At 74.1% G+C, this 21,756-nt stretch carries 20 protein-coding genes and 2 pseudogenes; 11 read left to right on the top strand and 11 right to left on the bottom strand.

Features of this window, described 5'->3' with window-relative positions; genetic code table 11:
• Nucleotides 1-53: 53 nt before the first annotated feature.
• Nucleotides 54-1,943, top strand: coding sequence for an AMP-binding protein (locus IE106_RS15110; protein WP_268255301.1), 1,890 nt, complete (start codon nucleotides 54-56; stop codon nucleotides 1,941-1,943).
• Between the two features lie 156 nt (nucleotides 1,944-2,099).
• On the opposite strand, the gene IE106_RS15105 is transcribed toward IE106_RS15110, so the two are convergent.
• Nucleotides 2,100-2,477 (bottom strand): DUF1330 domain-containing protein, encoded by a 378-nt coding sequence (locus IE106_RS15105; protein ID WP_189534050.1) that lies wholly within the window; start codon nucleotides 2,475-2,477, stop codon nucleotides 2,100-2,102.
• A 482-nt stretch (nucleotides 2,478-2,959) separates the two neighbouring features.
• Between IE106_RS15105 and IE106_RS15100 the strand changes: the two genes are divergently transcribed.
• Complete coding sequence (locus tag IE106_RS15100) at nucleotides 2,960-3,340, top strand: TipAS antibiotic-recognition domain-containing protein (RefSeq protein ID WP_229840446.1); 381 nt, start codon at nucleotides 2,960-2,962, stop codon at nucleotides 3,338-3,340.
• 350 nt (nucleotides 3,341-3,690) lie between these two features.
• Here IE106_RS15100 and IE106_RS15095 read toward each other — a convergent pair whose 3' ends face one another.
• Nucleotides 3,691-4,632, bottom strand: coding sequence for a serine hydrolase (locus IE106_RS15095; protein ID WP_189534047.1), 942 nt, complete (start codon nucleotides 4,630-4,632; stop codon nucleotides 3,691-3,693).
• Nucleotides 4,629-5,539: pseudogene (locus IE106_RS15090) on the bottom strand (LysR family transcriptional regulator). Before IE106_RS15090 ends, IE106_RS15095 begins: the two are co-directional and overlap by 4 nt.
• A 145-nt stretch (nucleotides 5,540-5,684) precedes the next feature.
• Here IE106_RS15090 and bla point away from each other — a divergent pair.
• The 3 genes and pseudogenes from bla (at nucleotide 5,685) to IE106_RS15080 (ending at nucleotide 8,576) form a co-directional block, all read left to right on the top strand.
• Nucleotides 5,685-6,626, top strand: coding sequence for a class A beta-lactamase (gene bla, locus IE106_RS15085; RefSeq protein WP_189534045.1), 942 nt, complete (start codon nucleotides 5,685-5,687; stop codon nucleotides 6,624-6,626).
• A 111-nt stretch (nucleotides 6,627-6,737) separates the two neighbouring features.
• A pseudogene (locus tag IE106_RS30360) lies at nucleotides 6,738-6,914 on the top strand (transposase); the annotation flags it as partial.
• 432 nt (nucleotides 6,915-7,346) lie between these two features.
• Nucleotides 7,347-8,576, top strand: coding sequence for an MFS transporter (locus tag IE106_RS15080; protein ID WP_229840444.1), 1,230 nt, complete (start codon nucleotides 7,347-7,349; stop codon nucleotides 8,574-8,576).
• A gap of 158 nt (nucleotides 8,577-8,734) precedes the next feature.
• Here IE106_RS15080 and IE106_RS15075 read toward each other — a convergent pair whose 3' ends face one another.
• A complete protein-coding gene (locus IE106_RS15075; RefSeq protein WP_189534041.1) occupies nucleotides 8,735-9,871 on the bottom strand; it encodes a hypothetical protein in 1,137 nt (378 codons plus the stop codon).
• A 362-nt stretch (nucleotides 9,872-10,233) separates the two neighbouring features.
• Here IE106_RS15075 and IE106_RS15070 point away from each other — a divergent pair, with 362 nt between their 5' ends.
• Together IE106_RS15070 and IE106_RS15065 are read left to right on the top strand one after the other, a co-directional pair.
• Nucleotides 10,234-10,758: a hypothetical protein gene (locus tag IE106_RS15070; RefSeq protein ID WP_189534039.1), complete on the top strand. Its 525-nt coding sequence runs from the start codon at nucleotides 10,234-10,236 to the stop codon at nucleotides 10,756-10,758.
• A gap of 279 nt (nucleotides 10,759-11,037) precedes the next feature.
• Nucleotides 11,038-12,426 (top strand): erythromycin esterase family protein, encoded by a 1,389-nt coding sequence (locus tag IE106_RS15065; protein WP_189534037.1) that lies wholly within the window; start codon nucleotides 11,038-11,040, stop codon nucleotides 12,424-12,426.
• A 173-nt stretch (nucleotides 12,427-12,599) separates the two neighbouring features.
• On the opposite strand, the gene IE106_RS15060 is transcribed toward IE106_RS15065, so the two are convergent.
• Nucleotides 12,600-12,779, bottom strand: a complete 180-nt coding sequence (locus IE106_RS15060; RefSeq protein ID WP_189534035.1) for a DUF6480 family protein — start codon at nucleotides 12,777-12,779, stop codon at nucleotides 12,600-12,602.
• Nucleotides 12,780-13,098: 319 nt separating this feature from the next.
• Here IE106_RS15060 and IE106_RS15055 point away from each other — a divergent pair, with 319 nt between their 5' ends.
• Nucleotides 13,099-13,326, top strand: coding sequence for a hypervirulence associated TUDOR domain-containing protein (locus IE106_RS15055; RefSeq protein WP_229840442.1), 228 nt, complete (start codon nucleotides 13,099-13,101; stop codon nucleotides 13,324-13,326).
• On the top strand, nucleotides 13,326-13,667 hold the full coding sequence (locus IE106_RS15050; RefSeq protein ID WP_189534031.1) for a DUF3140 domain-containing protein: 342 nt from the start codon (nucleotides 13,326-13,328) through the stop codon (nucleotides 13,665-13,667). Before IE106_RS15055 ends, IE106_RS15050 begins: the two co-directional genes overlap by 1 nt.
• Nucleotides 13,668-13,698: 31 nt before the next feature.
• On the opposite strand, the gene IE106_RS15045 is transcribed toward IE106_RS15050, so the two are convergent.
• Entirely contained in the window at nucleotides 13,699-14,880 is a 1,182-nt protein-coding gene (locus tag IE106_RS15045) for a spore photoproduct lyase family protein (protein ID WP_189534028.1), read from the bottom strand.
• 566 nt (nucleotides 14,881-15,446) lie between these two features.
• Between IE106_RS15045 and IE106_RS15040 the strand changes: the two genes are divergently transcribed.
• The gene (locus IE106_RS15040) at nucleotides 15,447-15,797 is read left to right on the top strand and encodes a DUF4190 domain-containing protein (protein WP_229840440.1); all 351 of its coding nucleotides are present in this window, start codon (nucleotides 15,447-15,449) and stop codon (nucleotides 15,795-15,797) included.
• Nucleotides 15,798-16,220: 423 nt separating this feature from the next.
• Here IE106_RS15040 and IE106_RS15035 read toward each other — a convergent pair whose 3' ends face one another.
• Complete coding sequence (locus IE106_RS15035) at nucleotides 16,221-17,420, bottom strand: NAD(P)/FAD-dependent oxidoreductase (RefSeq protein WP_189534024.1); 1,200 nt, start codon at nucleotides 17,418-17,420, stop codon at nucleotides 16,221-16,223.
• 113 nt (nucleotides 17,421-17,533) lie between these two features.
• Nucleotides 17,534-18,478: an RNA polymerase sigma-70 factor gene (locus IE106_RS15030; protein WP_189534023.1), complete on the bottom strand. Its 945-nt coding sequence runs from the start codon at nucleotides 18,476-18,478 to the stop codon at nucleotides 17,534-17,536.
• A 351-nt stretch (nucleotides 18,479-18,829) separates the two neighbouring features.
• Between IE106_RS15030 and IE106_RS15025 the strand changes: the two genes are divergently transcribed.
• Entirely contained in the window at nucleotides 18,830-19,426 is a 597-nt protein-coding gene (locus IE106_RS15025; RefSeq protein WP_189534021.1) for an NAD(P)H-dependent oxidoreductase, read from the top strand.
• A 161-nt stretch (nucleotides 19,427-19,587) separates the two neighbouring features.
• Here the strand turns inward: IE106_RS15025 and IE106_RS15020 are convergent, their stop codons facing one another.
• The 3 genes from IE106_RS15020 to IE106_RS15010 form a co-directional block, all read right to left on the bottom strand.
• Entirely contained in the window at nucleotides 19,588-20,085 is a 498-nt protein-coding gene (locus tag IE106_RS15020; protein WP_189534019.1) for an N-acetyltransferase, read from the bottom strand.
• A 203-nt stretch (nucleotides 20,086-20,288) separates the two neighbouring features.
• Nucleotides 20,289-20,834, bottom strand: coding sequence for a 2'-5' RNA ligase family protein (locus IE106_RS15015; RefSeq protein ID WP_189534017.1), 546 nt, complete (start codon nucleotides 20,832-20,834; stop codon nucleotides 20,289-20,291).
• Between the two features lie 462 nt (nucleotides 20,835-21,296).
• Entirely contained in the window at nucleotides 21,297-21,695 is a 399-nt protein-coding gene (locus tag IE106_RS15010; RefSeq protein ID WP_189534014.1) for a hypothetical protein, read from the bottom strand.
• Between the last annotated feature and the right edge of the window lie 61 nt (nucleotides 21,696-21,756).

Below are 21,756 nucleotides of genomic sequence, written 5' to 3'. Positions count from 1 at the left end.
GTCCCGGGCGCGGCGCCCGCCGGAGACCCGCCGCCGAACCCGAGGAGGTCGAAGTGGCCGACATCAGCGAGGTGCGGAGCGTCCTCGCCGACCTGGGCATCGCCCGGGAACTCCTGCACGACGAAGCGCGGCTGCGCGCCCACCTGGGGCTGGACTCCGTCGACCTGTCGGAGCTCCAGCTGGAGTTGGCCGAGCGGTTCGGCGCGCGGTTCGACCCCTGGGACGGCCACGACCCCACCGTGCGGCAACTCGCCGACCTCGTGGGGGCCGGCGAGGCCGTGGCACGGGCGGCGGACGCGTACCGGCGCTGCGGCTGGTGGCGGCCCGACCTCCTGGACCAGCTCGTACTGGACACCCGTACGCACCCCGGCCATCGGGAGGCACTCGTCGGCGACGGCCTCACCCTGCGCAGGGCGGAGCTGGACGCGGCCGTGTCGGGCTGCGCCGCCCGGCTGGTCGAGGGCGGGATCCTCCCCGGCGACAACGTGCTCGTCCAACTGCCCAACCAGCCGCGGTTCGTGGTCCTGGTCCTCGCACTGGTCAGGCTCGGCGCACGCCCGGTCCTCGCCCCGCCGGCGCTGCGCGCGCACGAACTCGGCCCCGTGCTGTCCGCGGCACGGGCGACGGCGATGGCCGTCCCCGGCCCGCCCCACCGGTTCGACCACCTGCGGATGGCCGAAGGGCTCCGTGAGCGCCACCCCTCCCTGCGCACCCTGATCGTCCCGGGCCGGGGCGACCCGGCGCGCGGCCACCTGGGCCTCGACGCGTGCACCGGGTCCGGGGGGACGGCCGCCGTGCACGGACCCCGGTACCCGGCCGACACCGCCCTGTTCCTGCTGTCCAGCGGGACCACGGGCGCACCCCGGCTCATCCCCCGCACCCATGAGGCGTTCGGCCACGTCGTCCGCGCGTCGGCCGCGGCGTCCGGGCTGTCACCGGAGACCGTCTACCTCGCCGTCCTGCCGGTGGCGCACGGCTTCGCCTTCGGGCACCCCGGCGTCCTCGGCGCCCTCGCCCGGGGCGGGAAGGCCGTCCTCGGCACCCCCGGCGACCCGGCCGCCGCACTGGAACTGATCGAACGGGAACGGGTCACGCACTGCGCGCTCACACCCGCGGTCGCCCGGCAGTGGCTCACCGCCCGGACCGCCCACCGCGGACGCGACCTGTCGAGCCTGCGGGTCCTTCAGGTCGGCGGGGCCCGCCTGGACGAGGACACCGCGGCACGCCTCGCCGAGGTGTTCGACTGCCGGATCCAGCAGGTGTACGGCATGAGCGAGGGCCTGCTGAACCTCACCCGGCTCGGCGACCCGCCCGAGGTGGCGTTCACCACCCAGGGCCGGCCCGCCTCGCCCGGCGACGAGACCCTCGTGGTCGACGACCGCGGCCGGCCGGTCCCCGACGGGGAGACCGGGGAGCTCCTGGCCCGGGGCCCGGGCATCATCACCGCGTACCACGACGGGTCGGAGACCGCGGCGTTCACCCCCGACGGCTTCCACCGCACCGGCGACCTGGTCCGCCGCCACCCCTCGGGCGGCTTCGTGGTCGTCGGCCGCGTCAAGGACGTGGTCAACCGCGGGGGCGAGAAGGTCCCGGCCGGCGAACTGGAGGCGCTGGCCCTGTCACACCCCCGGGTGCACGCCGCCGCGGCCGTGCCGATGCCCCACCGCGTCCTGGGCGAGGCCGTCTGCCTGTACGTCGCCGGCGGCGCGGACGGCGCGCCCTCCCTGAGGGAGATCCGCCGTTTCCTGGAGGGGGCCGGGCTGGCCCCGTTCAAGCTGCCCGACCACCTCGTCGAGCTGTCCGCGCTGCCCCTCACCGAGGTCGGCAAGGTCGACAAGGCGCGGCTGCGCGAGGACGTACGGGTGCGGGCGGCACGGGAGGGCGGGGAGCGTGACGGCGGCTGCGGGAGGCAGCCGCCGGACGCGGACGGCCCCTGCGGGTGATCCCGTCCTCCCCCGGGGCGGGTGGGCTCGGCCGCGGCCCGCACGAATCCGCCGGAGGGCGGCGTGGAACACCTTTCCGTGCCGGCCTCGGTCACGCCGGTGGCACCAGGTGGACCGGCTCCCTCCGGGCACCGGGACGGCGGTGGCGCCGGCTGCTCAGGCCGGGCCCGAAGGAGGCTCCGCGAGTCCGGCCCGCTCGGCTTCGGCGCGCAGCCTCGCTGCTCGCTCCAGCGGGTCGTAGTGCGGTCCGACGCCCTCGATCAGCAGCACGTCGCCGTCGATGTGATCGGTACGCAGCTGCAGGATCTCCTGGTAGCCGGGCGAGTGGTACCAGGCGCGGGCCTCGGCCAGGCCGGGGAACCCGATCAGCACCATGCTGCCGGGCCACTCCCCCTCCAGCACCTCCGCCGGCGGGCCGTGGACGAGGAAGCGGCCCGCGAAGGGGTCGAGGGTGGCCTGGATGCGTTCCAGGTACGCGATGACGTCGGTGTGGTGACGGCGGCTGCGGAGATGGGCGAAGCCATAAGCGGTCACGGTCGGCTCCTTCGTTCCGTTGGTCGCGGGACGGGGCGATGACCGGAACGTAGCCGGGAGGAAGGGGGGTTGCGATTACCTGCCGGGTAATCGCCGCTGCCGGCCCGGGTGCCCGGCCTTCCGGTCCCGCGAGCGTCCGCCCGCGTCCGCGGGGCGGACGGGGCGGTCGACCCCTCCCCCTGTTCGCACGGGGAGGCAGGCGAGCCGCCCCGCGGGCAGCGACGCCGCCTGCACAATCAACTTAACTACTTACAAAGTAACTTGACGATCAGTCACCTCAGGCGGGCGCAGGAGGTCACGGCGGACGGGAGCCGGCAGGTCACCCCATGTCGGGAAAGACCCTCACCGGGACGGATAAAACCTTTTGCCGACGCTGGGGGGACGTGCGACTGTTCCGCCTGGATCGGCAGTGGACCACTGCCGACGGGTCGGCCCCTCCGGGCTCCCGCACACGACGTGAAAGAGACATGAGGTTCGGCGTCTTGAACGAACAGTACGCAGACGAGTGCCGCCGGTCGTTGGCCAGGGAGCAGGCCCGAAGCCTCTCCGAGACCAACGACTGGGAGCACGTGGACAGGGGGCAGGTCCACCAGGACTGGGACCTCCTCTACAAGGAGATCGCGGCCCGGCTGGACGACTCGCGGCCGGGAGACCCGCACATCCAGGACCTCGTCCGCAGGCACTTCGAGATCGCCTGCCGCTTCTACACCCCCACCAAGGAGGCGTACCTCGGCATGGCGCTCCTCTACGCGGAGGACGCGCCCATGAGGGAGTTCCACAATTCCTACCACCCGGGGATGGTCGAGTTCCTGGGTGAGGCGATGAAGATCCACGCCGAGCAGGGGACCGGTTTCTCCTCGTAGGCCCCGGCACGCTGCCACTGTTGCGGGCCGTCCCGCAACGGCCGGCCACGGACGGACGACCTCGGGGCATCCGGCGGGATCACCGCGCCCCTGCCGTCCTGGACGCGGCCGTTCAGCGGGCCGGCGGGTGCGGGTCCCGGGGCCCGGGACGGGGGGGGTTCGGAGAACCACGTGATCACCGCGTGGGACGAACCGCCCCCGTCCGCCGGGTTCTCCGGCGCCGCCCCACGACTTGACTGCGCGCCCGACGGTGTTCCGTTCCTTGCAGAACTCGCACCTTCTTCAGGACGGGGGTGAACTGCGGGCTGTCCGTCACCTGGCCCGCCGTCGCCCCGAACTGGACAGGCACCCTAGCCCCACCTCGAGCGGAGCTCGTCACGCAGGCACCGGGCCACCTGGCCCATGAGGGCGTCGGCGCCCGGCTGCCTGCCGGCGGCCACTCGTGACTCGGTCAGGACGGCCACGGCATAGGTTTGGCCGTCGGCGTGTTCGACGACGCCTACCTCGTGGCGCAGGTTGAGCAGCATGCCTGTCTTGGACGACCACGTAGAAGCGTCGGAATCGAAGTCCGGGGCGAGGCGGTTGCGCACGAGGTTGTTGGCCATGAAGCCGCGCACCCGTGCCGCGACGTCGGGGTGGATCGCCGAGGGCTCGGCGCCCTCGGTACCGGGCCGCGACTGCCAGAGTGCCTGCAGGAGGTCGACGAAGGCCCGCGCCGTCCCGGTGTTGGCGCGTGAGATGTCGAGTTGCGGCACCCGGTGGCCGCGCCCGGGGGTGCCGGCGCCGATGGCGAGGGCGTGCGCGAGGTGTACGTCCGCCGGGTCGAAACGCTCCACCGGGGTTTCCATCAACTCGCGCATGGTGTGCCGGACGGTGATGCCGCGCAGCCCGAACTCGTGCAGGACCGCCCCGACCCGGTCGGGCGGGGTGAGTGCGAAGAGGGCGTCGGCGGCGCTGTTGTCGCTGATGCAGGTGCTGAGGTAGAGCAGGTCCTCCACGGCGATGTGGGCGGCGTGCCGGAACCGGCTGAGGCCGGTCGGGCCGGGGGTCGTGATCCGCCCGGGCGGCACCACGATCACCGCGGCGCCGTCGAGTTCCCCGCGCCGGATGCGTTCCAATGTCACCAGGGCGAGCGGGATCTTCACGAGGGATGCGACGGGTAACTCGATGTCGGGGTCGATACCGATCTCGTCACCCGTCTCCAGGTCCCGGACAAGGAACGAGCCGTACAGCCCTCCGTCGCGCAGCGTCCGGCGAAGCTCCCCGAGCAGCCTCTCGGTACCCGTGGTCATGCGGCTGCCTCCGAGTGCTCCGTGGCGCCGAGGCACCGGGCGATGCCGTACGCGCAGGCCTGGCACAGGCGGATCGCATCGGCGTCCGACTCGTCCGCCACGGCCAGGGAGAAACCTCGTGCGAAGCCCGGGCCGAGTTCACCGACGGGCCGCCAGTGGAGGCGGAGTTCGCGGGCCTGTGCGGCCGAGCACAGCAGCGCGTCGCCCCTGCTCAGCACGTCCGCCGCAGCGGCGGCCACGGCGGGTGCGACGGCCAGTTGGGCCGGGCGCAGCCCGACGGCGTCGCGCAGGCGGACGAGACGGTCCCGGACGTGCGGCACGTCGTCCTCCGGCTGAAGCAACACGCGCCGCGGCCGCCGGTCGCGGTCGGCCCGGCCGGGGCGCAGGGTGTCCAGGTAGATCGGCCCTTGCGGATCGTCCGCGACCGCCAGTCCCAGCGGCACCGTCCAGGCCGCCTCGGTGGGAGCCACCGCGAGCAGCGCCGCACGCACATGCCGGGACGTGACGAGGTCGGACCGCTCCGCGGGCCCTGCGGGACACGGGTCGAGGAGAACTCCGTGGCCGTGCGCCTCCGCGATGAGGCGGGCGAGGGCTCCGGTGGGACAGATGGCGGGAACGGCGAGCCGCAGTGGTCGGCGCCGCGCGGCCTCCGCCTCGTTCTCGAACCGATCGGCCGACTGCACGAGTCGCCTCGCCGACGGCAGCATGTCCCGGCCGAACGGCGTCAGCGTCACCGCCCGCGACGACCGGTCCAGCAGCCGCTCGCCCAGGCGCTGCTCCAACGCGGCGATGCGGCGATGCGGCGACTCACGACGGACTGGGCCGTCCGGGTCGCTGCCGCGCCCACCGTGAAACTGCCGTGCTCGCTCACACTGACGAACGCCCGGCATGCCGCAACAAGATCCACGCGCCCTACTATGCCAAAACAGCATGGAGTTGAACCTCCGCGTCTTGGACCTCGGTGACCCATGGGCCGGAGAGTGGTCGCCGCCCAGGGCTTTTCCCGGGCTCGCACGGTCCACTTGTCCTTCGACGGCTTGGAGGTCCATTCCATGACGTACCCGCTTCGCATCCGCCGGGGCGCCGCCTGGGCGGCGGCCGGCTTACTCGCGCTCGCCGCCCTTCCGGCGTGCGGTCAGCAGACCGAGTCCGGGCCCGGCTCACCGGCCGCCTCGAAGCGGTCGACATCGTCGGCTGCGGCCACCGAACCCACCGCTCCCAAGTTCCGGGCACTGGAGCGGGAGTTCGACGCGCGGCTCGGCGTCTACGCCCTGGACACCGGCACGGGCCGGTCGGTCGGCTACCAGGCGGACGGCCGGTTCGCGTACGCCTCCACGTTCAAGGCGCTGGCGGCGGGCGCCATCCTCCGGAAGTACGGGACGGACGGCATCGACAAGGTGGTCACGTACTCGCGGGACGACGTGGTCGCGGACTCGCCGGTGTCCGAGAACTTCGTCGAGACCGGCATGAGTCTGCGGGGGCTGTGCGCCGCCACTCTCTGGTACAGCGACAACACGGCGGTCAACCTGCTCCTCGACGAGCTCGGCGGCCCCGACGGCCTGGAGGAGGTGCTGGAGGAGTTCGGCGACGACGTCACCGAGATGGACCGGTACGAGCCGGAGATGAGCGACGGCACACCGGGCGACATCCGCGACACGAGCACACCACGTGCGATGGCAGAGAGCCTGCGGGCGTTCCTGCTCGGCGACGCCCTGAAACGGGACGAACGCGAGCTTCTCCGGCAGTGGATGACGACGAACATGACCGGTCGGACGCTCATCAGGGCGGGTGTTCCCGATGGCTGGGATGTAGCCGACAAGAGCGGCTCCGCCGGATACGGGGGCCGCAACAACATCGCCGTGGTGTGGCCGGAGGACGGTGGCAACCCCATCGTCATGGCGGTCATGTCCACCCGCGGCAAGCAGGGCGCCGACCGCCGCGACGCTCTTATCGCCAAGGCCGCCACCGTGGCGGCCGACGCCTTGAGCCGTTAGGGCGCATATCGAGTCTGGTCAATCTGCGGGATGCGCCCTCTCGGCGGGGCCTGGACCGGTAGATCTTCTCACGTGACGCGAGTGCAACTGACGGACGAGTAGTGGGAGTTCATCGGGCCGTACCCGCCGATCGGCGAGTACGGCCCGTACCCCGGGCAACTGCGGCGGCAGTTCGAGGGCGTGATCTGGCGGTTCAAGACGGGCGGGCAGTGGCGGGAGATGCCGACGGATTTCGGAGGCTGGTCGACCGTCCACAACCGCTTCCGGCAGTGGCGTGATGCCGGGGTCCTCCTCTTCTCCCGCGCGGTGCGGGTGTCGCCGGCCCGCCTCCGTCGCGGTGGCTGGTCACGGGCCGGAGGGGAGCGGACGTGCCGGACCGCCCGGCGCCACGCGGGGAGGCCGGAGCCGTGGGGTCCGGAACCGTCGGGCAGCGTCGTGCCTGCTGCTCTTCGAGATCGGTCGGACTTCCGGACCATCTACCCACCAGGCTCCCACGGGGGCTTCCGCGGTGCATCCGGAGCGGTGGCCCGGCGGTCCGGGCACCGCAGGGCGGCTCCGGGCCCGCCCGGAGCCGCTTCGTACCGCGCACCGGGCTCTCCGGTGTGCCGCGCCGTGCGGGGCCGGCCCCGCGCGCGAGGTGCACCGCCGCCGAAGTGGCCCAGGCGCAAGGCGCCTTGTTGTCCTACGCGAGGGGGCCGGAACGTGCGTAGCGTCGCGGCCATGTCCTCCCTGCTCCCGCCCACCGGTCCGCAACGCACCCTCACGCTCGCGCAGTTGGGCAATTCCGTGGGCGACGGCGCGTACTACGTCACCTCGGCCCTCTACTTCACCCATGTCGTCGGCCTCGCACCCGCCCGGATCGGCCTCGGCCTCACCGTGGCCTGGGCCGTCGGCTCGGTCGTCGGGGTGCCGCTCGGGCGGGTCGCGGACCGCCGGGGTCCACGCGGCACGGCGGTGCTCCTCGCCCTGGCGACCGGTGCGGCGGTGGCGTCCTTCCTGGTCGTACGGGGCTTCCTGCCGTTCCTCGCGGCCGCCTGCCTCTACGCCACCGCCCAGTCGGGTCTCGCCGCCGCCCGGCAGGCGCTGCTCGCGGGCCTGGTGGCCGAGGAGGAGCGCACCGGTGCCCTGGCCCACCTGCAGTCGGCACTCAACGCGGGCCTCGCCGTGGGCGCCGCACTCGGTGGGCTCGCGCTGTCCGCCGGGACCAGGGCCGCGTACCTCGCGGTCTTCGCGGTCGACGCCCTGGGCTTCCTGCTCTGCGCGCTCGTCCTGCTGCGGCTGCCGGCCGTCGCGCCGGTGCGCGCCGTCCGGGACACGCGGTCCGCAGTGCTGCGGGACCGGCCGTACGCCGTCGTGACGCTCCTCAACACCGTGCTGCTGCTGCGCATGCCGCTGCTCAGTCTCGCCCTGCCCCTGTGGATCACCGAGCGCACCGACGCCCCCGAGTGGCTCGTCTCCGCGCTCTTCGTCCTCAACACCGGCGCGGTGACGCTCTTCCAGGTCCGTGCCGCCCGCTCGGTCACCGGGCTCGGCACAGCCTCCCGCGCCCTCCGCCGATCCGGCGTGCTCATGCTCCTCGCCTGCGCGGTCTTCGCCCTCTCGGCGGGGACCCCGCCCTGGTTCGCGATCACCGCCCTGGTCGGCGGATCGGTCCTCCTGGTCGCCGCCGAGATGCTCCAGTCGGCCGGGTCCTGGCAGATCGGCTTCGACCTGGCACCCGTGGGGCGCGTGGGCGAGTACCAGGGCTTCTTCGGCACCGGCGTCACCGTCGCCCGCACGCTCGGGCCGCTGGTGCTCACCGCGCTGCTGACGGGGACGGGGACGACGGGCTGGCTGCTGCTGGGGGCGCTGTTCCTCCTGGCGTCGTACGCGCTGGGACCGGTGGCCCGGTGGGCGGCGGAGACCCGCCGGGAACCGGCCTCCGCGCCCGCCGCCGCGCGGACCGCCTGAGCCCGGGGCACCGGCACGCGGGACGCGGCCGCGCGGCGGCGGGAGAGCGGCGGACCGTACGCCGGGACGGGAGAGCGGCGGTCCCGGCACCGTCCGCCGATGCGGCGTTCGGCACCTGTGGGACGCCACCCGGATCGGGAGCCGCAGCCCCCACGGCCTCAGGTGTCGAACTCGTACAGGTCGTGGGCGACCATGACCAGGCGGCCCGGCGCGTCGTTCCATCCGAGGGCGGATCCCAGCGGGCTGGTCACCTCCTGGTAGCCCAGGACGTCGATCCCGGTGTCCGCGGTGCCCATCCACAGGGCCCCCTCCTCGGTGGAGGCGAACCAGCACGGGCCGCCCGAGTAGGCCCCCCAGACGGTGTTGAAGTTGAAGACCTGCGGCCGGTCGGCGTCCGCGACGAGACGGGCCCTGTCCCGCAGGACGATCCCCCACGTGCCGCGATCGACGGTGTAGTACCAGAGGTTGTGGTCGTCGGCACCCACCGAGCAGTTGGCCACCAGGAGCGAGTCGCCCCGCACGTCGAGGTCGTTGATGCCGCGCTGCGCGTCGGGGTTGTAGACCGTCCGGGACAGGACCTCGCCCGAGGGCACCTCGACGACGCAGACGTAGCCGTCCTCCGAGCCCGTGATCACCCGGTCGGTCCCGTCCCGGCCGTCCAGTACCTCGACCGCGTGGATGTCGTGCAGCCCCCAGGGGTTCACGGGTTCGGGATTGCGCAGATCGACCGAGCGGACGAACTCGAGCCGGTTCGGTCCGGCGAGGTGGCGCCAGACGGACAGGTGGCCGCTGGTGTGGCCGATCACGACCGTCCGGTTCCCGGTGGTGACCGTACGCCCGCCGGTGGCGGCCCCGAGGGACGGGGGGTAGGCGAAGGTCCCGGTCAGTCGCAGGTCGGACCACGTGCCGCCGGGGGAGCTCCACAGCGCGAGGGACCGGTCGTCGTTGGACGTGGCGAACGACCGGTCCGACACGGGCACCACCGTGCGCACTCCCTGGAACGCGGGGCTGTTGGCGGCCTTGGTGATGAGCGATCCGGCGTACGGCTGCGAGGACGTGTACGCGAAGACGCTCAGCGAGCCGTCCCACCGGCCCACCGCGAAGTGCCGGTCGTCCAGCCAGGCCAGGGACTGCGCCATCTGGTACGTGGCGCCGCCGGGGGTGATCGGCAGCCGGGTGGGCGCGACGTCGACCGCCGGGAAGGCCACCCCCCGTTCGGCCAGCTCCCGGCGGGAACGGATCACCGGCGGGACCGGGAGTGCCCGTTCCGCCCTTCCCTCCGAACGTCCGGTCATACCGACACCTCCATGGCTCTGCGGTCGGGCGTGGTCCTCCGAAGGCGCGGGCCGACCGCCTCACGACGAACGGAGCGGCCCCGGGCCGGGGCCGCGACAGCTTATCGGCGGTCGTCCGCGCCCCTGGGGCGATTCCCCGCGGGAACGAGGCCGGGTCACCCGGACGGTGCGGAGCCGAGCGGTGCGCACGGTGTCGGGTACGGGCGGGGCCCGGACCGGGGCCGCGTCCGGCGAAGCGCCGGCGCACGGCCGGCCGCGGCGGGGCGGGGGCCGTCGGCGCCGTACGGCCACTCCCCTCGTCTTCGGGAGGGTGTGCGGGCCCTGTCCCATGGGCGGCGGCGGCGCGTGAAAGCCTGAGCCACATGATCAGTGAACCCGACGAACCACGTCGCGACCTGTTCCTCCGGGACGGGTTGGAGGCGGCGGACGTGGTGCGCGCTCACCACGAGGCGCTCCGCGTCCTGCGCGACGACATCGAGAGCGCCCACGTCGATGCCTACAGCGACGCCGCCTGGCCCCGGGAGGCGGTACCCGCGTACGAGCACGCGCTGGCGATGGCGCGGAACGGGGTGGCGGAGGGCGTGCGGTCGGAGAGGGACGACCCCGGCATGGGGATCGACGTCGACGTCCGCGACGACACGCAGTTCGACGTGCTCCTGACCCTGGCGCCCTTCACGATCCACGCCGAGGCGTGGCGGCGGGGGCGGCAGGTCTTCGGCGCCGGCGACACGGGGACGGCCCTGTGGGTCTCCGTCACCGCGCGGCAGGAGGCCGTACTCGTGTCACGGCTCGACGCGCCGGGCGCCTCGTCCACGGCGTTCACGCCTCGGCCCCGCCGGCGGAGGGGCCCGCTCTCCCGGTTCCGTGGGACCGGGCCGTGGGGATGAGCCCGGGGCTCCGCACCCCGCGTCGGGCCGATGTGGGGCTGCCGGGGGCCATGACCGCGTGAGCGGCCGCCTCCGCGCCGGGCGGGCGGCGCGACCGGGAGGCCGCCGGGGTGCCGGCGCCCGCCCGCCCCCGGGCCGGGCGGCCTGCCCGGGAGGCCGGTGGGGGCAGGGGTTGACCCCCGGGCGAAAGGTGAGGACCGCCCCAGTGCGGTCCGCCCCCGGCACCCGCGAAGATCATTTCGTCGGCTTGCGGAATCACCGGGTTGAGGAGTGATCAGGATGACCAGGCTCAGGAAGACGACCGGCCGGCGGGGGCTGCCGGTGCTGACGGCGGTGGTCGCGGCCACGGCCCTGCTGGCCCCGGTGGCCTCCGCGGCACCGGCGGCCTCCGCCGCGCCGACGGCGGCGACCGCTCCGGCGGGGTCCGCCGAGGGACGGGACGCGGCCGTCGTACGGGCGCTGGAGCGGGCCGCGCATCCGCTGCGGTCGACGGAGCCCGGTGGCCGGACCGCCGACCTGCGGGCGCTGGGCGCCATGGTCGGCGACGCGAAGGTGGTGGGCCTGGGCGAGGCCACGCACGGTTCGCACGAGTTCTTCGCCATGAAGGAGCGGGTCTTCCGGTACCTCGTCGAGGAGCGGGGCTTCACCACTTTCGCCCTGGAGATGAGCTGGTCGGCGGGGCTCAGGATCGACGAGTACCTCCAGGGCGGCGAGGGCGACGCCCGGCGGATCGCGGCGGAGACCCTGGCCGGGTCCCCGTGGGAGCGCGAGGAGTTCGTGAGCCTGATCTCCTGGATGCGCGAGCACAACCGCCGGCACCCGGACCGTCGCGTCCACTTCATGGGCGACGACCTCGGGGCCCCCGGGCTCGGCGACCACATCTTCGAGCGGGTGACCTCCTCCGTACGGAAGACCCGGCCGGAGGCGCTGCCGCGGCTCACCGGGCTGTACGCCGGGCTGCGGCCGTTCGACGACGTCTTCGCCTACCTGCGCAAGCCGGTCGCGGAGCGGAAGCAGAACGCCGCCCGGGCCCAGGAGGCCCTGGACCTGGTCGCCGCGCACCAGGACGCCGGCGGCGAGGAGTACGCGTGGACGGTGCAGCACGCCCGGAACATCGCGCAGACCTTCGCCTTCGCCGCCCTCGACCTCGCCGACCCGGCCTCGGTGACCGCCGCGGAGCGGCTGCGCGACCAGGTCATGGCCGACAACGTCCTGTGGTGGCAGCGCCGTACCGGCCACAGGATCCTGCTGTCCGCCCACAACGGCCACGTCGGGTACCTGTCCACCGACCCGGCCATGTACCCGCGGACCCAGGGCGCCGTCCTGCGCGACCTCCTCGGACGGGACTACGCGGCGATCGGCTTCGGCTTCGCCGGCGGTTCCTTCCTCACCAAGGACACCTCCCTCGACGGGGAGTGGAAGCCGGTCAGCGTGCCTCCGGCGGCCCCCGGCATGAACGAGCACACCCTCGACCGGGTCCGCCACCGGGACTTCTACCTCGACCTGCGGACCGTGCCGGCTTCGGCCCGCACCTGGCTGGACCGGGCCCGGCCGGTCTACGACGCCGGTTCGGTGTTCACGCCCGACCCCCTGCCCACCCTCGCCCTCGGTCGCGCCTACGACGTCCTGGTCCACCTGCACCGGGTGCGCGAGGCGGAGAAGCTCTGAGCCGTACCCGCCCGTGGAGGCGTACGGCCACCGGGCGGAACGGGGCGGGCGCCCGCTCCCGCGGGCACGGGGGCGCGGTGGGGCGGCGGGCAGGCCGCGTGCCGGGCGGGGCGCCCCGGTGTGCCGCCCGGCCGGTCGCGGCGGGAGGGGCCTGCCGTCCCGGGCCCCGGCTCTCAGAGCTCGAAGACCCGCAGCAGGAAGTAGCCCGCCACCATGACGCAGCCGATGAGGACGAGGGTCAGCCACACACGGGGGTGTTCCCAGATCCCGCCGTCGGGCTTCTCGACGTGGGCCTCGGCGGTGGAACCCTCGACCGGGGGTGTCTCACCGGGAGGGCGCAGGGGCTCGGTCATGGCGTCCACCTTTCACGTCCGTCTGCGGTCCGCCGGTGCCCGGCGGCGGCGCGTTCCGCCCTGGGGCTTCGGCGGTGTGCCCCGGGCCGGATGCGGGTGGGCCCGTACGCCTCCGGAGGGGCACGGCGCGGATGCGGGCCCGGGCGTCCTGCCCGAACCTGGAAGCGGGCCGGTGCACCCGTACCGGCTGCCGGGCCACGTCCGGCCGGGTACCCATCGTCCGAGGTCCATGCCCGAGGCGCGGACCGGGCCGGACGGCGGCCCGGCGGACGCCGTCCGGCCCCGTACCGAAGCAGCACGTCCCGCGGAGGGAAGCGTCGTGGCGGAGAAGGACGACTTCAGCAAGGGCGACACGGTCTCCTGGAAGAGCCGTGGACACCGCGTGACCGGAAAGGTGAAGAGGAAGATCACCGACCGTACCGAGGCCGCCGGGAGGACGGTGGACGCATCGGAGGACGATCCGCAGTACGAGGTGGAGAGCGACCGGTCCGGCCGGTCCGCCGTGCACAGGCCCGGAGCCCTGCGCAGGAAGGGCGAGGGCTCCTGATGGCCTCCGGGGACCGGGGACGGGACCGGGACGAGACGCGGAACGCGTTCGGGGAGGCGGTGAACATGACCGCCCGCGAGCTGGAGGAGTGGCTGGGCACCGAGGAGTCGCTGAGCGTCGGGCAGAGCGACGGGGGCGAGAGCGTGGGGCACTCCTCCGGGCGGCGCATCGTGGAACTGCTCCGCACGAAGAAGGACGACCTCACGGACGACGACGTCGCGCACATGCGGAAGGTCGTCGGCTACGTCCACCGCCACATCGAGCAGCGTCCGAGCGGTGACGTCACCCGTACGAGGTGGCGCTACTCCCTCATGAACTGGGGGCACGACCCGCTGAAGTGACCGGGGGCGCCGGCCGGGGCGCGGGCGGCCCTCAGAAGGCGTAGCGGACGTCCAGCCAGGGCGCCCGGGCGTCGATCAGCCCTCGCAGGGTGGCGAGGGAGGCGGACTTGACGGTGTTGCGGTAGCGGACGTTGAGGTCCCCGTTCTGGGAGCGCTTGGGCTGCTGGAGGCCGGGGCGCCACAGCAGTTCCTCGGCGCGCGGGTGCCAGTCGAGGTTCACCTCGTGGAGGCGTTCGTTGTGGGTCAGCATGATGATCTCGGCCCGCGCCTGGTCCTTGACCCGCCGCGGCAGCACGTCGTCCAGCTGCCGCAGCAGGTCGGCCCAGTCCTGTTCCCAGCCCGGCCGGACCACCACGGGCGAGAGGTTGAAGTGGACCTCGTACCCGGCGTCGAGGAAGTCCGCCGCCGCCGCGATGCGCCGCTCCACGGGGCTGGTGCGGATGTCGAGCGTCCGGGAGTCGGCGTGCGGCATCAGCGAGAACCTGATCCGGGTGCGGCCCCGGGGATCCAGCTCCAGCAGGTCCGGGTTGACGAACTTGGTCGCGAAGGACGCCTTGGCCGTGGGCCAGCGGCGGAACGCGTCGATCAGGTCCGCCGTGTTGTCGCAGATCAGGTCGTCCACCGAGCAGTCGCCGTTCTCCCCGATGTCGTAGACCCACGCCTGCGGGTCGCACTGGTTCGGCTCGGGCTTCGCGCCCTGGGCGGCGACGTGCCGGGCGAGGTGGTGGACGACCCGCTCGACGTTGGTGAAGACGGTGATGGGGTTGGCGTACCCCTTGCGGCGCGGTACGTAGCAGTACGCGCACGCCATCGCGCACCCGTTGCTGAGGCCGGGGGCGATCCAGTCCGCCGACCGGCCGTTGGGCCGCGTGGTGAGCGAGGAGCGCTCGCCGAGCACGAGCGTCTGGCGCTTGACCCGCACCCAGCGCTCCGCGTTCCCCTCGTTGCCGTGCAGGCGGGGGATGCGCCAGTGCGAGTCCGTCTCCAGCACGCGGGCCTCGGGGAAGCGGGCGATGATCTGCCGGCCCCGGTGGGAGGCGGCCGCCGCGGGCTCCGCGTGGATCTCGGTGACGTCCAGCATCCTGCGGGCCTCCGGTGAGTCCCGGAAGGCGCGGCGGCGCGCCGCCGGCGCGTCACCGGACCGGGCCGCCAGGTCGTCGACGGAGAACAGCCCCTCCTGGCCGTCGTCCGTGCCGCTGGGGCGATGCCGCATGACCACCTGGGAGCTCCGATGCCGGACGGGGAGGGACAGGACGCACGGTCGCCGCCGGAGCGGCCCGCCCGTGCTCGCGCCCCGACGGGCGCGCCTCCTCTATGGTACGAAATCGGCCACGGTGTCCGGCATGGTGCCCCGGGTGGGGCGGTCCGCCTGGGTGGGGAGGTCCGTCTGGGTGCTCCGGCGCCCCCGGCGGCCGTCCCCGCACGTGGCCCGCCGGCGGACGGCCCGCGCGGCGGTCGTCCGTCCGGCCGGTGGCCGGGCCCCGGCCGGACGGACGACCGCCGCGCGCCTCCGTCCGTCGCGCCTCGGTCCGTCGCGCTTCCGTCCGTCGCGGGTCGGCCCGCCGTAGCGCCGGGGTGGACGGACGCGGCGGGGGGAGGGAGCGCGGGAGCCGTTGCGGCCGTACCGGAGCGGCGCGGACATACGTCGCCGGTACCGGGGCACAAGGGAGCGCGCATGGCAGCCCGTTGCGACGGAACAGAGAAGAGTGTGATGGCATGTCCCTCTCCAACCAGCCTCAGACGCCGGACGATTACGCGCGACCGCACACGGACACGGAGGTGAAGCGGAGCAACGGACCGGCGATCGCCGCGCTCGTCCTCGGCATCGCGGCGCTGCTCCTCTTCTGGACCGTCTTCGGCGGCATCGCGCTGGGCCTGGCGGCCGTGGTCCTCGGCGTCGTCGGCGCGCGCAAGGCACGCGGGGGCCGGGCGCCGCACGGGAAGATGTCGGTCATCGGCGCGGTACTCGGCGCGCTGGGGCTGATCGCGTCCGTCGTGATCCTCGCGATCGGTGCGTCGCTCGTCAACTCGAGCGAGTTCAAGGACTTCAACGACTGCGTCGAGCACGCCAAGACGCAGAGCGCGCGCGAGGCGTGCGAGGACGACTTCGACAAGGAGACGAACGACTGACCCGTCGACGCCGGCACGACCGCACCACGACGGACGGGACGGTCGTCGGCAGCGTCGGAACGGCGACCACGCACGCGGGCTCCCTCCCCACGGACGGAGGGAGCCCGCGCTCGTCCGGGCCCACCGCCGCCCTGCGTGCGCCCGCCGTCCGCTTCCGCTTCGGGCCCGCTCCCTACCGCGAGCGGGCCGAGGACGGCAGGGTCCCCACCACCTCGTACGACCCGATCGGCGCGACGCGCGCGCGGCGCGACACGCACCTCGCGACGCCGGCCTTGCGGGCGGCACACCGAGTCCGTGACGGCTCGTCAAAACCCCTACGTACGACGGCAGAAGAGGCCACCCGTCACCTGCGGCGGCAGGCGGGGCTCCCGGTCGGCGGTGCGGCGGGCACCCGCGTCGTGGGCGCCCGCCGCACCGTGCGCGTCAGGCCGACGCCTTGGCGGCCGGGCCCGTCCGGGCCGCCTCCCGTACGACGCGGCGGCGCCGGGCCGGCAGGCCGAGGAGCGGGTTGGCGACGCCCCAGGCCGCGCCCTTGCAGACCAGTTCCTTGTAGGCGGCGGCGAGCCGGCCGGTCAGGGCCGCGCTGACGGCCCGGTCGTCGGCGGTGACGTACTGGATCAGGCCCTCCCGGCGGCCCAGCGAGATGCACTGGTTGAAGTAGCGGATCGGTGTGTTCGGGAGCTTCCCGCCGGTCAGGCGCGCCGCGATGGCGTCGGCGGCCTGCCATGCGGTGGGGACGCCCGAGGCGCACGACATCCGCAGCGGCTTGCCGCCGGGGCCCGTCGCCGAGGCCGCGTCCCCGACGGCGTACACGTCCGGGTGCGAGACCGAGCGCATGGTCCCGTCGACCACGATCCGGCCCGTTCCGGTGGTCTCCAGGGTGGTGTTCCGCGCGATCGGGTGGACCGCGAAGCCGGTGGTCCACACGGTGACCGCGGCCGGGAGGGTCCTGCCGTCGGCAGTGGTGACGCGGTCGGCCCCGACGCCGGTGACGGCGGTGTGCTCGTGCACGGTGACGCCGAGCTTGCCGAGGACCCTCCGCAGGTGCCCGCGGCCCCTGTCCGAGAGCCAGTCGCCGAGGCCGTCGCGGGCGGCGAGGGTGACGGCGAGGTCCGGGCGGGCCTCGGCGATCTCGGTCGCGGCCTCCAGACCGGTGAGGCCGCCGCCCACGACGACCACGGACTGTCCGGCCCCCAGCTCCGCCAGACGCCCGCGCAGCCGGAGCGCTCCGGGCCGGCTCGCGATCTCGTGGGCGTGCTCGGCGGTGCCGGGGACGCCCTGGTCGTCCCAGCCGCTGCCGAGGGCGTAGACGAGGGTGTCGTAACCGCACTCCCCGGCGTCGCCGTCCGCGTCGACGACGGTGACGGTCCTGCGGTCCGCGTCGACTCCGGTGACCTTCCCGAGCCTCAGCTCGACGCCGGTGCCCGCGAACATCTCGCCGAAGGGCCGGGGCCTCAGGTCCCGGCCGACCGCGAGTTCGTGCATCCGGACGCGCTCGACGAAGTCGGGCTCGGCGTTGACGAGGGTGACGGCGACGTCGTCGCGGTGCAGCCGCCTGGCGAGGCGGCCGGCCGCGACGGCTCCGGTGTATCCGGCGCCGAGGACGATGATGCGATGCTGCATTTCCCTGCTCCTGTCTGCGCGGTTCCACCCCTTGAACCGGGCAGCCCGCCGTTTCCTGACGGGAACACGATGTGAAGCGGCTCACAGTACGGCCGGAAGCGCTCACGCCCTGGTCAGAAGGCGTGGAACAGGGGCTCTCCGTGCTCGGTGGCCGCCCACGCCTCGGTCGCGCGTCCGAGCTTGTCGGGGTTGACCTGGCTGCGCACCGCGGCGACGCCCTCGGCGGTGATCTCCAGGCACATGACGCCGATGACCCGGCCGTCGAGGACCGCCACGACGGCGGGTCCGCCGTTGGCGGTCGTGACGTGGATGCCGGGCGAGCCGCCGGCCAGGGCACGCTTGGACCGAGCGGGTTTGAACAGACCCCGCAGGAACTTCGCGACCGCGAGGGCGCCCTCGAACGGCTTGGTGCGGGCCGGGACCTTCCCTCCGCCGTCACCGACCGAGGTGACGTCGACGGTGAGCAGCCGCACGAGCGGCTCGGTCCTCCCGCTGGTGGCGGCCGCCAGGAACTCCTCGACGATCCGCCGGGTGGCGGCCTCGTCGATCTCGGTGCGGGTCTTGCCGTCCGTGATGTGCTTCTTGGCGCGGTGGAGGATCTGCTGGCTGGCGGCCTCGGTGACGCCGAGGATCTCGGCGATCTCCCGGTGCGGGTAGTCGAACGCCTCCCGCAGCACGTACACCGCCCGCTCGTTGGGGGTCAGCCGCTCCATGAGGGTGAGGACCGCGTACGACACCGACTCGCGCTGCTCGGCGGTGTCGGCCGGGCCGAGCATGGGGTCCCCGCCGAGCAGCGGTTCGGGGAGCCACTGGCCCACGTAGGTCTCGCGCCGCGCGCGGGCCGAGGTGAGCTGGTTGAGGCACAGGTTGGTGAGCACCTTCGTCAGCCAGGCCCCGGGTACCTCGACGTGCTCGACGTCGGCGGCCTGCCAGCGCAGGAAGGTCTCCTGTACGGCGTCCTCGGCCTCGCTCGCGGAGCCGAGGAGGCGATAGGCGATGGCCTCCAGGCGGGGCCTCTCGGCCTCGAACCGGTCCACGTCCTTCATGGTCAGCGGCATGGCCAGGATCCTAGCCGGGCAGCGCGGGAGACTCGGGGCGCTCCCGTGCTTCACGGGGCGTGCGCCCGGCGGGGCCCGGACCGGTGGCGCTTCGAGCCGTACCCGAAGGCCCTCCCCCGGTGCGGGGGCTCCCGGTGACCGCCCCATGGGGCCCGTCCGGCGGCTCCGGCGCATCGGCCGCAGGCCGCGGGCGTCCTGTGGCGGCGGGTCACGGCGGCCGGCCGTTCCCGTCCGGATCCTGACATCCGGTTCCGTGGGCGGCGCCTCACCGACCATGATGACCAACCGAGCCGGGCGGGGGCGATCGCGGACCCCCGTGGCCGGCGACGACCGATGTCCTGGGGAGGACGAATGACGCGCATAGGGGTCTACCTCGCGCACCCGCGGCCCGGCAGCTTCAACCACGCGCTGTCCGATGCCGTCGTGCGGCACCTGCGCGACCTGGGGTGCGAGGTCCTCGCGCACGACCTGTGCGCCGAGGGGTTCGCGCCCGGGCTGTCCGCCGACGAGACGGGGACGGTCGGGGCCGTCGCGGGCGCCCACGACCCGCAGGTGGAACTGCACCGGGCGGAGGTGGCCTCCCTCGACGCCATGGTGTTCGTCCACCCGAACTGGTGGGGCATGCCACCGGCCGTCCTGGCGGGCTGGGTGCAGCGTGTGATGGTGCCCGGCGTCGCCTACAAGCTGGGAACCGCGGAGGGAGAGCCCGAGGGGCTGCTGAAGGCCGGCCGGGCCCTCGTCCTGAACACCTCCGACACCCCCGCCGACCGCGAGGAGGCCGAGTTCGGGGACCCCCTGCACCGCATCTGGTCGGCGTGCGTCCTGCCGTACGTGGGGGTCACCGACGTCCGCCGGGTCGTCTTCCGCACGGTCACCGACTCCTCCGACGAGACCCGCGCCTCCTGGCTGGACCAGGCACGTCAGCACGCCGCCGCGCTGCTGGCCTGACGCGGAGGGGGTACCGCGCCGGGGCGGAGGAGGCCCCCGCGCCGCGCGGCGTACCCCCTGTCCGTCCTGCGGGAAGGGGAGCGCGCAGGGGGCGGGGCTCGGCGGGCCCCGGCCACCCGTCCGGCGGGCCTCCCCTCACGCGGTGGTTCGGCGGCCGCCGCTCACGCGGGGTCCGGCAGCCGCAGCCACTCCTCCCACGTCAGGTCCCGTCCGATGAACCGGGGCCGTTCGAACGGCCAGTCCTCGGCGATCCAGCGCGGTACGAACGCGTCCAGCGCCCGTTCCAGCGCACCGCCCACCTCCTCGTCCACCACCCACCAGGAGATCTCGGCGTCGGCTCCCCGCTTCTCCGGCGGGTCGATGTAGACGCAGCCGCGCAGGGCGGTGCGGTCGGCGTTCTCGACGGTGTAGTTGAACGACTGGTGCGCCTCGATCTCCCTGGCGTGCCGTTCCAGGTCCGCACGGTTCGCCTCGTACGACATCGTGGCCGACGGCCAGCCCCAGGCGGCACCGAAGATCGACCACAGCCGCTCCCGTGAGCCCATCACCGCGGGGTAGTCGAGCGGCGCGTCCGCGCCGCTGATCGGACGCAGCCGGTGGTCCACGCCGGGTATGTCGACGTGGAGGGGGTGGACGAAGTCATGTGGCAGCCAAGTCATGGGCGCGAGCCAACCACGGCGGAGTCCGCCGCACCAAAGGGTTTGATCCCCGGCGCCCGCGCGGCCGGGGACGGTCGATCTCGCGCGTCGGCACGACGGACCGGCCCGGACCGTGCGGAGGGGGAGCCGGTGGCCCTCCCGGCCGTGGCGCGGCGTCCCGTACGCGGGACGGACGGGGTTCCGGCGCCGCGTCCGCGCCGGCCTCAGGTGCGTGGGCCCAGGCGGGCGGTCGTGCGGGTCGTCGAGTCGTAGGTGCGGGCGCCGACCCACCGGCCCACCAGGACGCCCGGTGGCGCGCCGGGCGCCGCGGGGAGCAGCCCGTCGTCCGCGACGGGCCAGACGACGTCGCGGCCACGGCCGAGGGTGATGTGCGGGCTCCACCGCGCGGGGTCGTGGAGCGGATTGAGGCCTCCGCCCGTCGGTGTGTCCCCCAGTGCCCGCCACACCGCCTCGTGCAGGCGCAGCAGGGCGTCGTCCCGCCGGACGGCCCAGGCCAGTACCCGCGTGCGGCCGGTGAACCGCACGGTTCCCCGGAGGACCAGCGGGATCGGCAGGACCGCGAGCGCCTCGTCCAGCCGTGCGCGGACCCCGGGGGTCAGCGTGTCCGACGTGGCGAGGGTGAGGTGCGGGCGGTTCGTCGGGTGCCGGTGGGTCGCCTGGCTGGGCAGGCCCGCCCGCATCAGGCGGGACCACACGTCGCGGACGGCCCGCTCGGTCGCCTCGTCGGGCAGCAGCTCCACACTGTGCACCCGGCCAGCGTACGACCGCGCGGCGGAGGCGGTCGGCCGCCGCGCTCGGCGGCCGACGCGGACCGGGCGGGCGCCGTGAGAGCGGGCGCGCCGCCGGGAGCGGTGACGGGAGCCGTGACGGCGCGCGGGGGTGGCAGGGAGCCGAACCGGTGGCGACGGCCCCGGGTCGGGCCGGAACGGCTGCGGGGTCCGGGCGTCGGCTCATCGCATCGGCCGGGGGCCGTTCCCGCCCCGCGCGGTGTACGAGGCGCGACGCGACCGGCCGCCGGAAGCCGGTGGCCGTCGCGACGACCGGTACGCGGACACCGCGCGACGGTCCCAGCCGTCCGGGACGCGGCCGAGCCGCGGTCCGGCGCCGTCCACGGGAGCAGACGCCACGGGCAGGAGCCCGTGGCGTCAGGCGCCGGACACCGCCCGAGGGGTTCGGACCGGTCCGAGGGCGTGGCCGGTGGCGGCCGACCGTCAAATGCTCACGCAGGTGCTGGGGTAGCCCACCTCGCACAGGAAGATCCGGACGTCGGCGACGTTGGATCCGTTCCCCGCAGAGGCGATCTTGTGGTACTTGCCGTCGCTGACCCAGGAGGACCCGTTCCACTTGGTGTACTTGGTGTAGAGGCTCACGGCCCGGCCGTTGGTGCTGCAGAGGTCCCTGAGGTTGAAGTCCCAGTCCGTCTTGTAAGCCTGCTTGCCGTCGTAGACACCGGTCGCGTACCAGTGGTAGGTGCCGGACGCGGAGCCGCAGCCGTTGGCGAGCTTGACGCTGTAGCTGCCGCCGGCGGCCTGCGCGGGAACGGCGAGGGAAAGGGCGAGGCCGGCCCCTGCGGCGGTGACGGCGAGCGTGCGAGCGATGTTGAAGGCCACGGCGGACTCCTTTGCCGATCGGGATGCGGGAACGAAACGAGTATGTCGAGGGAGCGCGCCG

The sequence above is a fragment of the Streptomyces roseolilacinus genome (assembly GCF_014649335.1).
Taxonomy (GTDB): domain Bacteria; phylum Actinomycetota; class Actinomycetes; order Streptomycetales; family Streptomycetaceae; genus Streptomyces; species Streptomyces roseolilacinus.
The sequence above is the reverse complement of the archived record's forward strand: the minus strand, read 5'-3'. Positions and strand labels throughout refer to the sequence as shown.

What these genes read in the sequence shown, in the direction of transcription:
- IE106_RS15080 (WP_229840444.1), top strand. Translation starts at nt 7,347, where the DNA reads ATGTCCTCCCTGCTCCCGCCCACCGGTCCGCAACGCACCCTCACGCTC.
- IE106_RS15030 (WP_189534023.1), bottom strand. Translation starts at nt 18,478, where the DNA reads ATGCCGCTGACCATGAAGGACGTGGACCGGTTCGAGGCCGAGAGGCCC.
- IE106_RS15095 (WP_189534047.1), bottom strand. Translation starts at nt 4,632, where the DNA reads ATGACCACGGGTACCGAGAGGCTGCTCGGGGAGCTTCGCCGGACGCTG.
- IE106_RS15065 (WP_189534037.1), top strand. Translation starts at nt 11,038, where the DNA reads ATGACCAGGCTCAGGAAGACGACCGGCCGGCGGGGGCTGCCGGTGCTG.
- bla (WP_189534045.1), top strand. Translation starts at nt 5,685, where the DNA reads ATGACGTACCCGCTTCGCATCCGCCGGGGCGCCGCCTGGGCGGCGGCC.
- IE106_RS15070 (WP_189534039.1), top strand. Translation starts at nt 10,234, where the DNA reads ATGATCAGTGAACCCGACGAACCACGTCGCGACCTGTTCCTCCGGGAC.
- IE106_RS15075 (WP_189534041.1), bottom strand. Translation starts at nt 9,871, where the DNA reads ATGACCGGACGTTCGGAGGGAAGGGCGGAACGGGCACTCCCGGTCCCG.
- IE106_RS15025 (WP_189534021.1), top strand. Translation starts at nt 18,830, where the DNA reads ATGACGCGCATAGGGGTCTACCTCGCGCACCCGCGGCCCGGCAGCTTC.
- IE106_RS15035 (WP_189534024.1), bottom strand. Translation starts at nt 17,420, where the DNA reads ATGCAGCATCGCATCATCGTCCTCGGCGCCGGATACACCGGAGCCGTC.
- IE106_RS15050 (WP_189534031.1), top strand. Translation starts at nt 13,326, where the DNA reads ATGGCCTCCGGGGACCGGGGACGGGACCGGGACGAGACGCGGAACGCG.
- IE106_RS15060 (WP_189534035.1), bottom strand. Translation starts at nt 12,779, where the DNA reads ATGACCGAGCCCCTGCGCCCTCCCGGTGAGACACCCCCGGTCGAGGGT.
- IE106_RS15045 (WP_189534028.1), bottom strand. Translation starts at nt 14,880, where the DNA reads ATGCGGCATCGCCCCAGCGGCACGGACGACGGCCAGGAGGGGCTGTTC.
- IE106_RS15020 (WP_189534019.1), bottom strand. Translation starts at nt 20,085, where the DNA reads ATGACTTGGCTGCCACATGACTTCGTCCACCCCCTCCACGTCGACATA.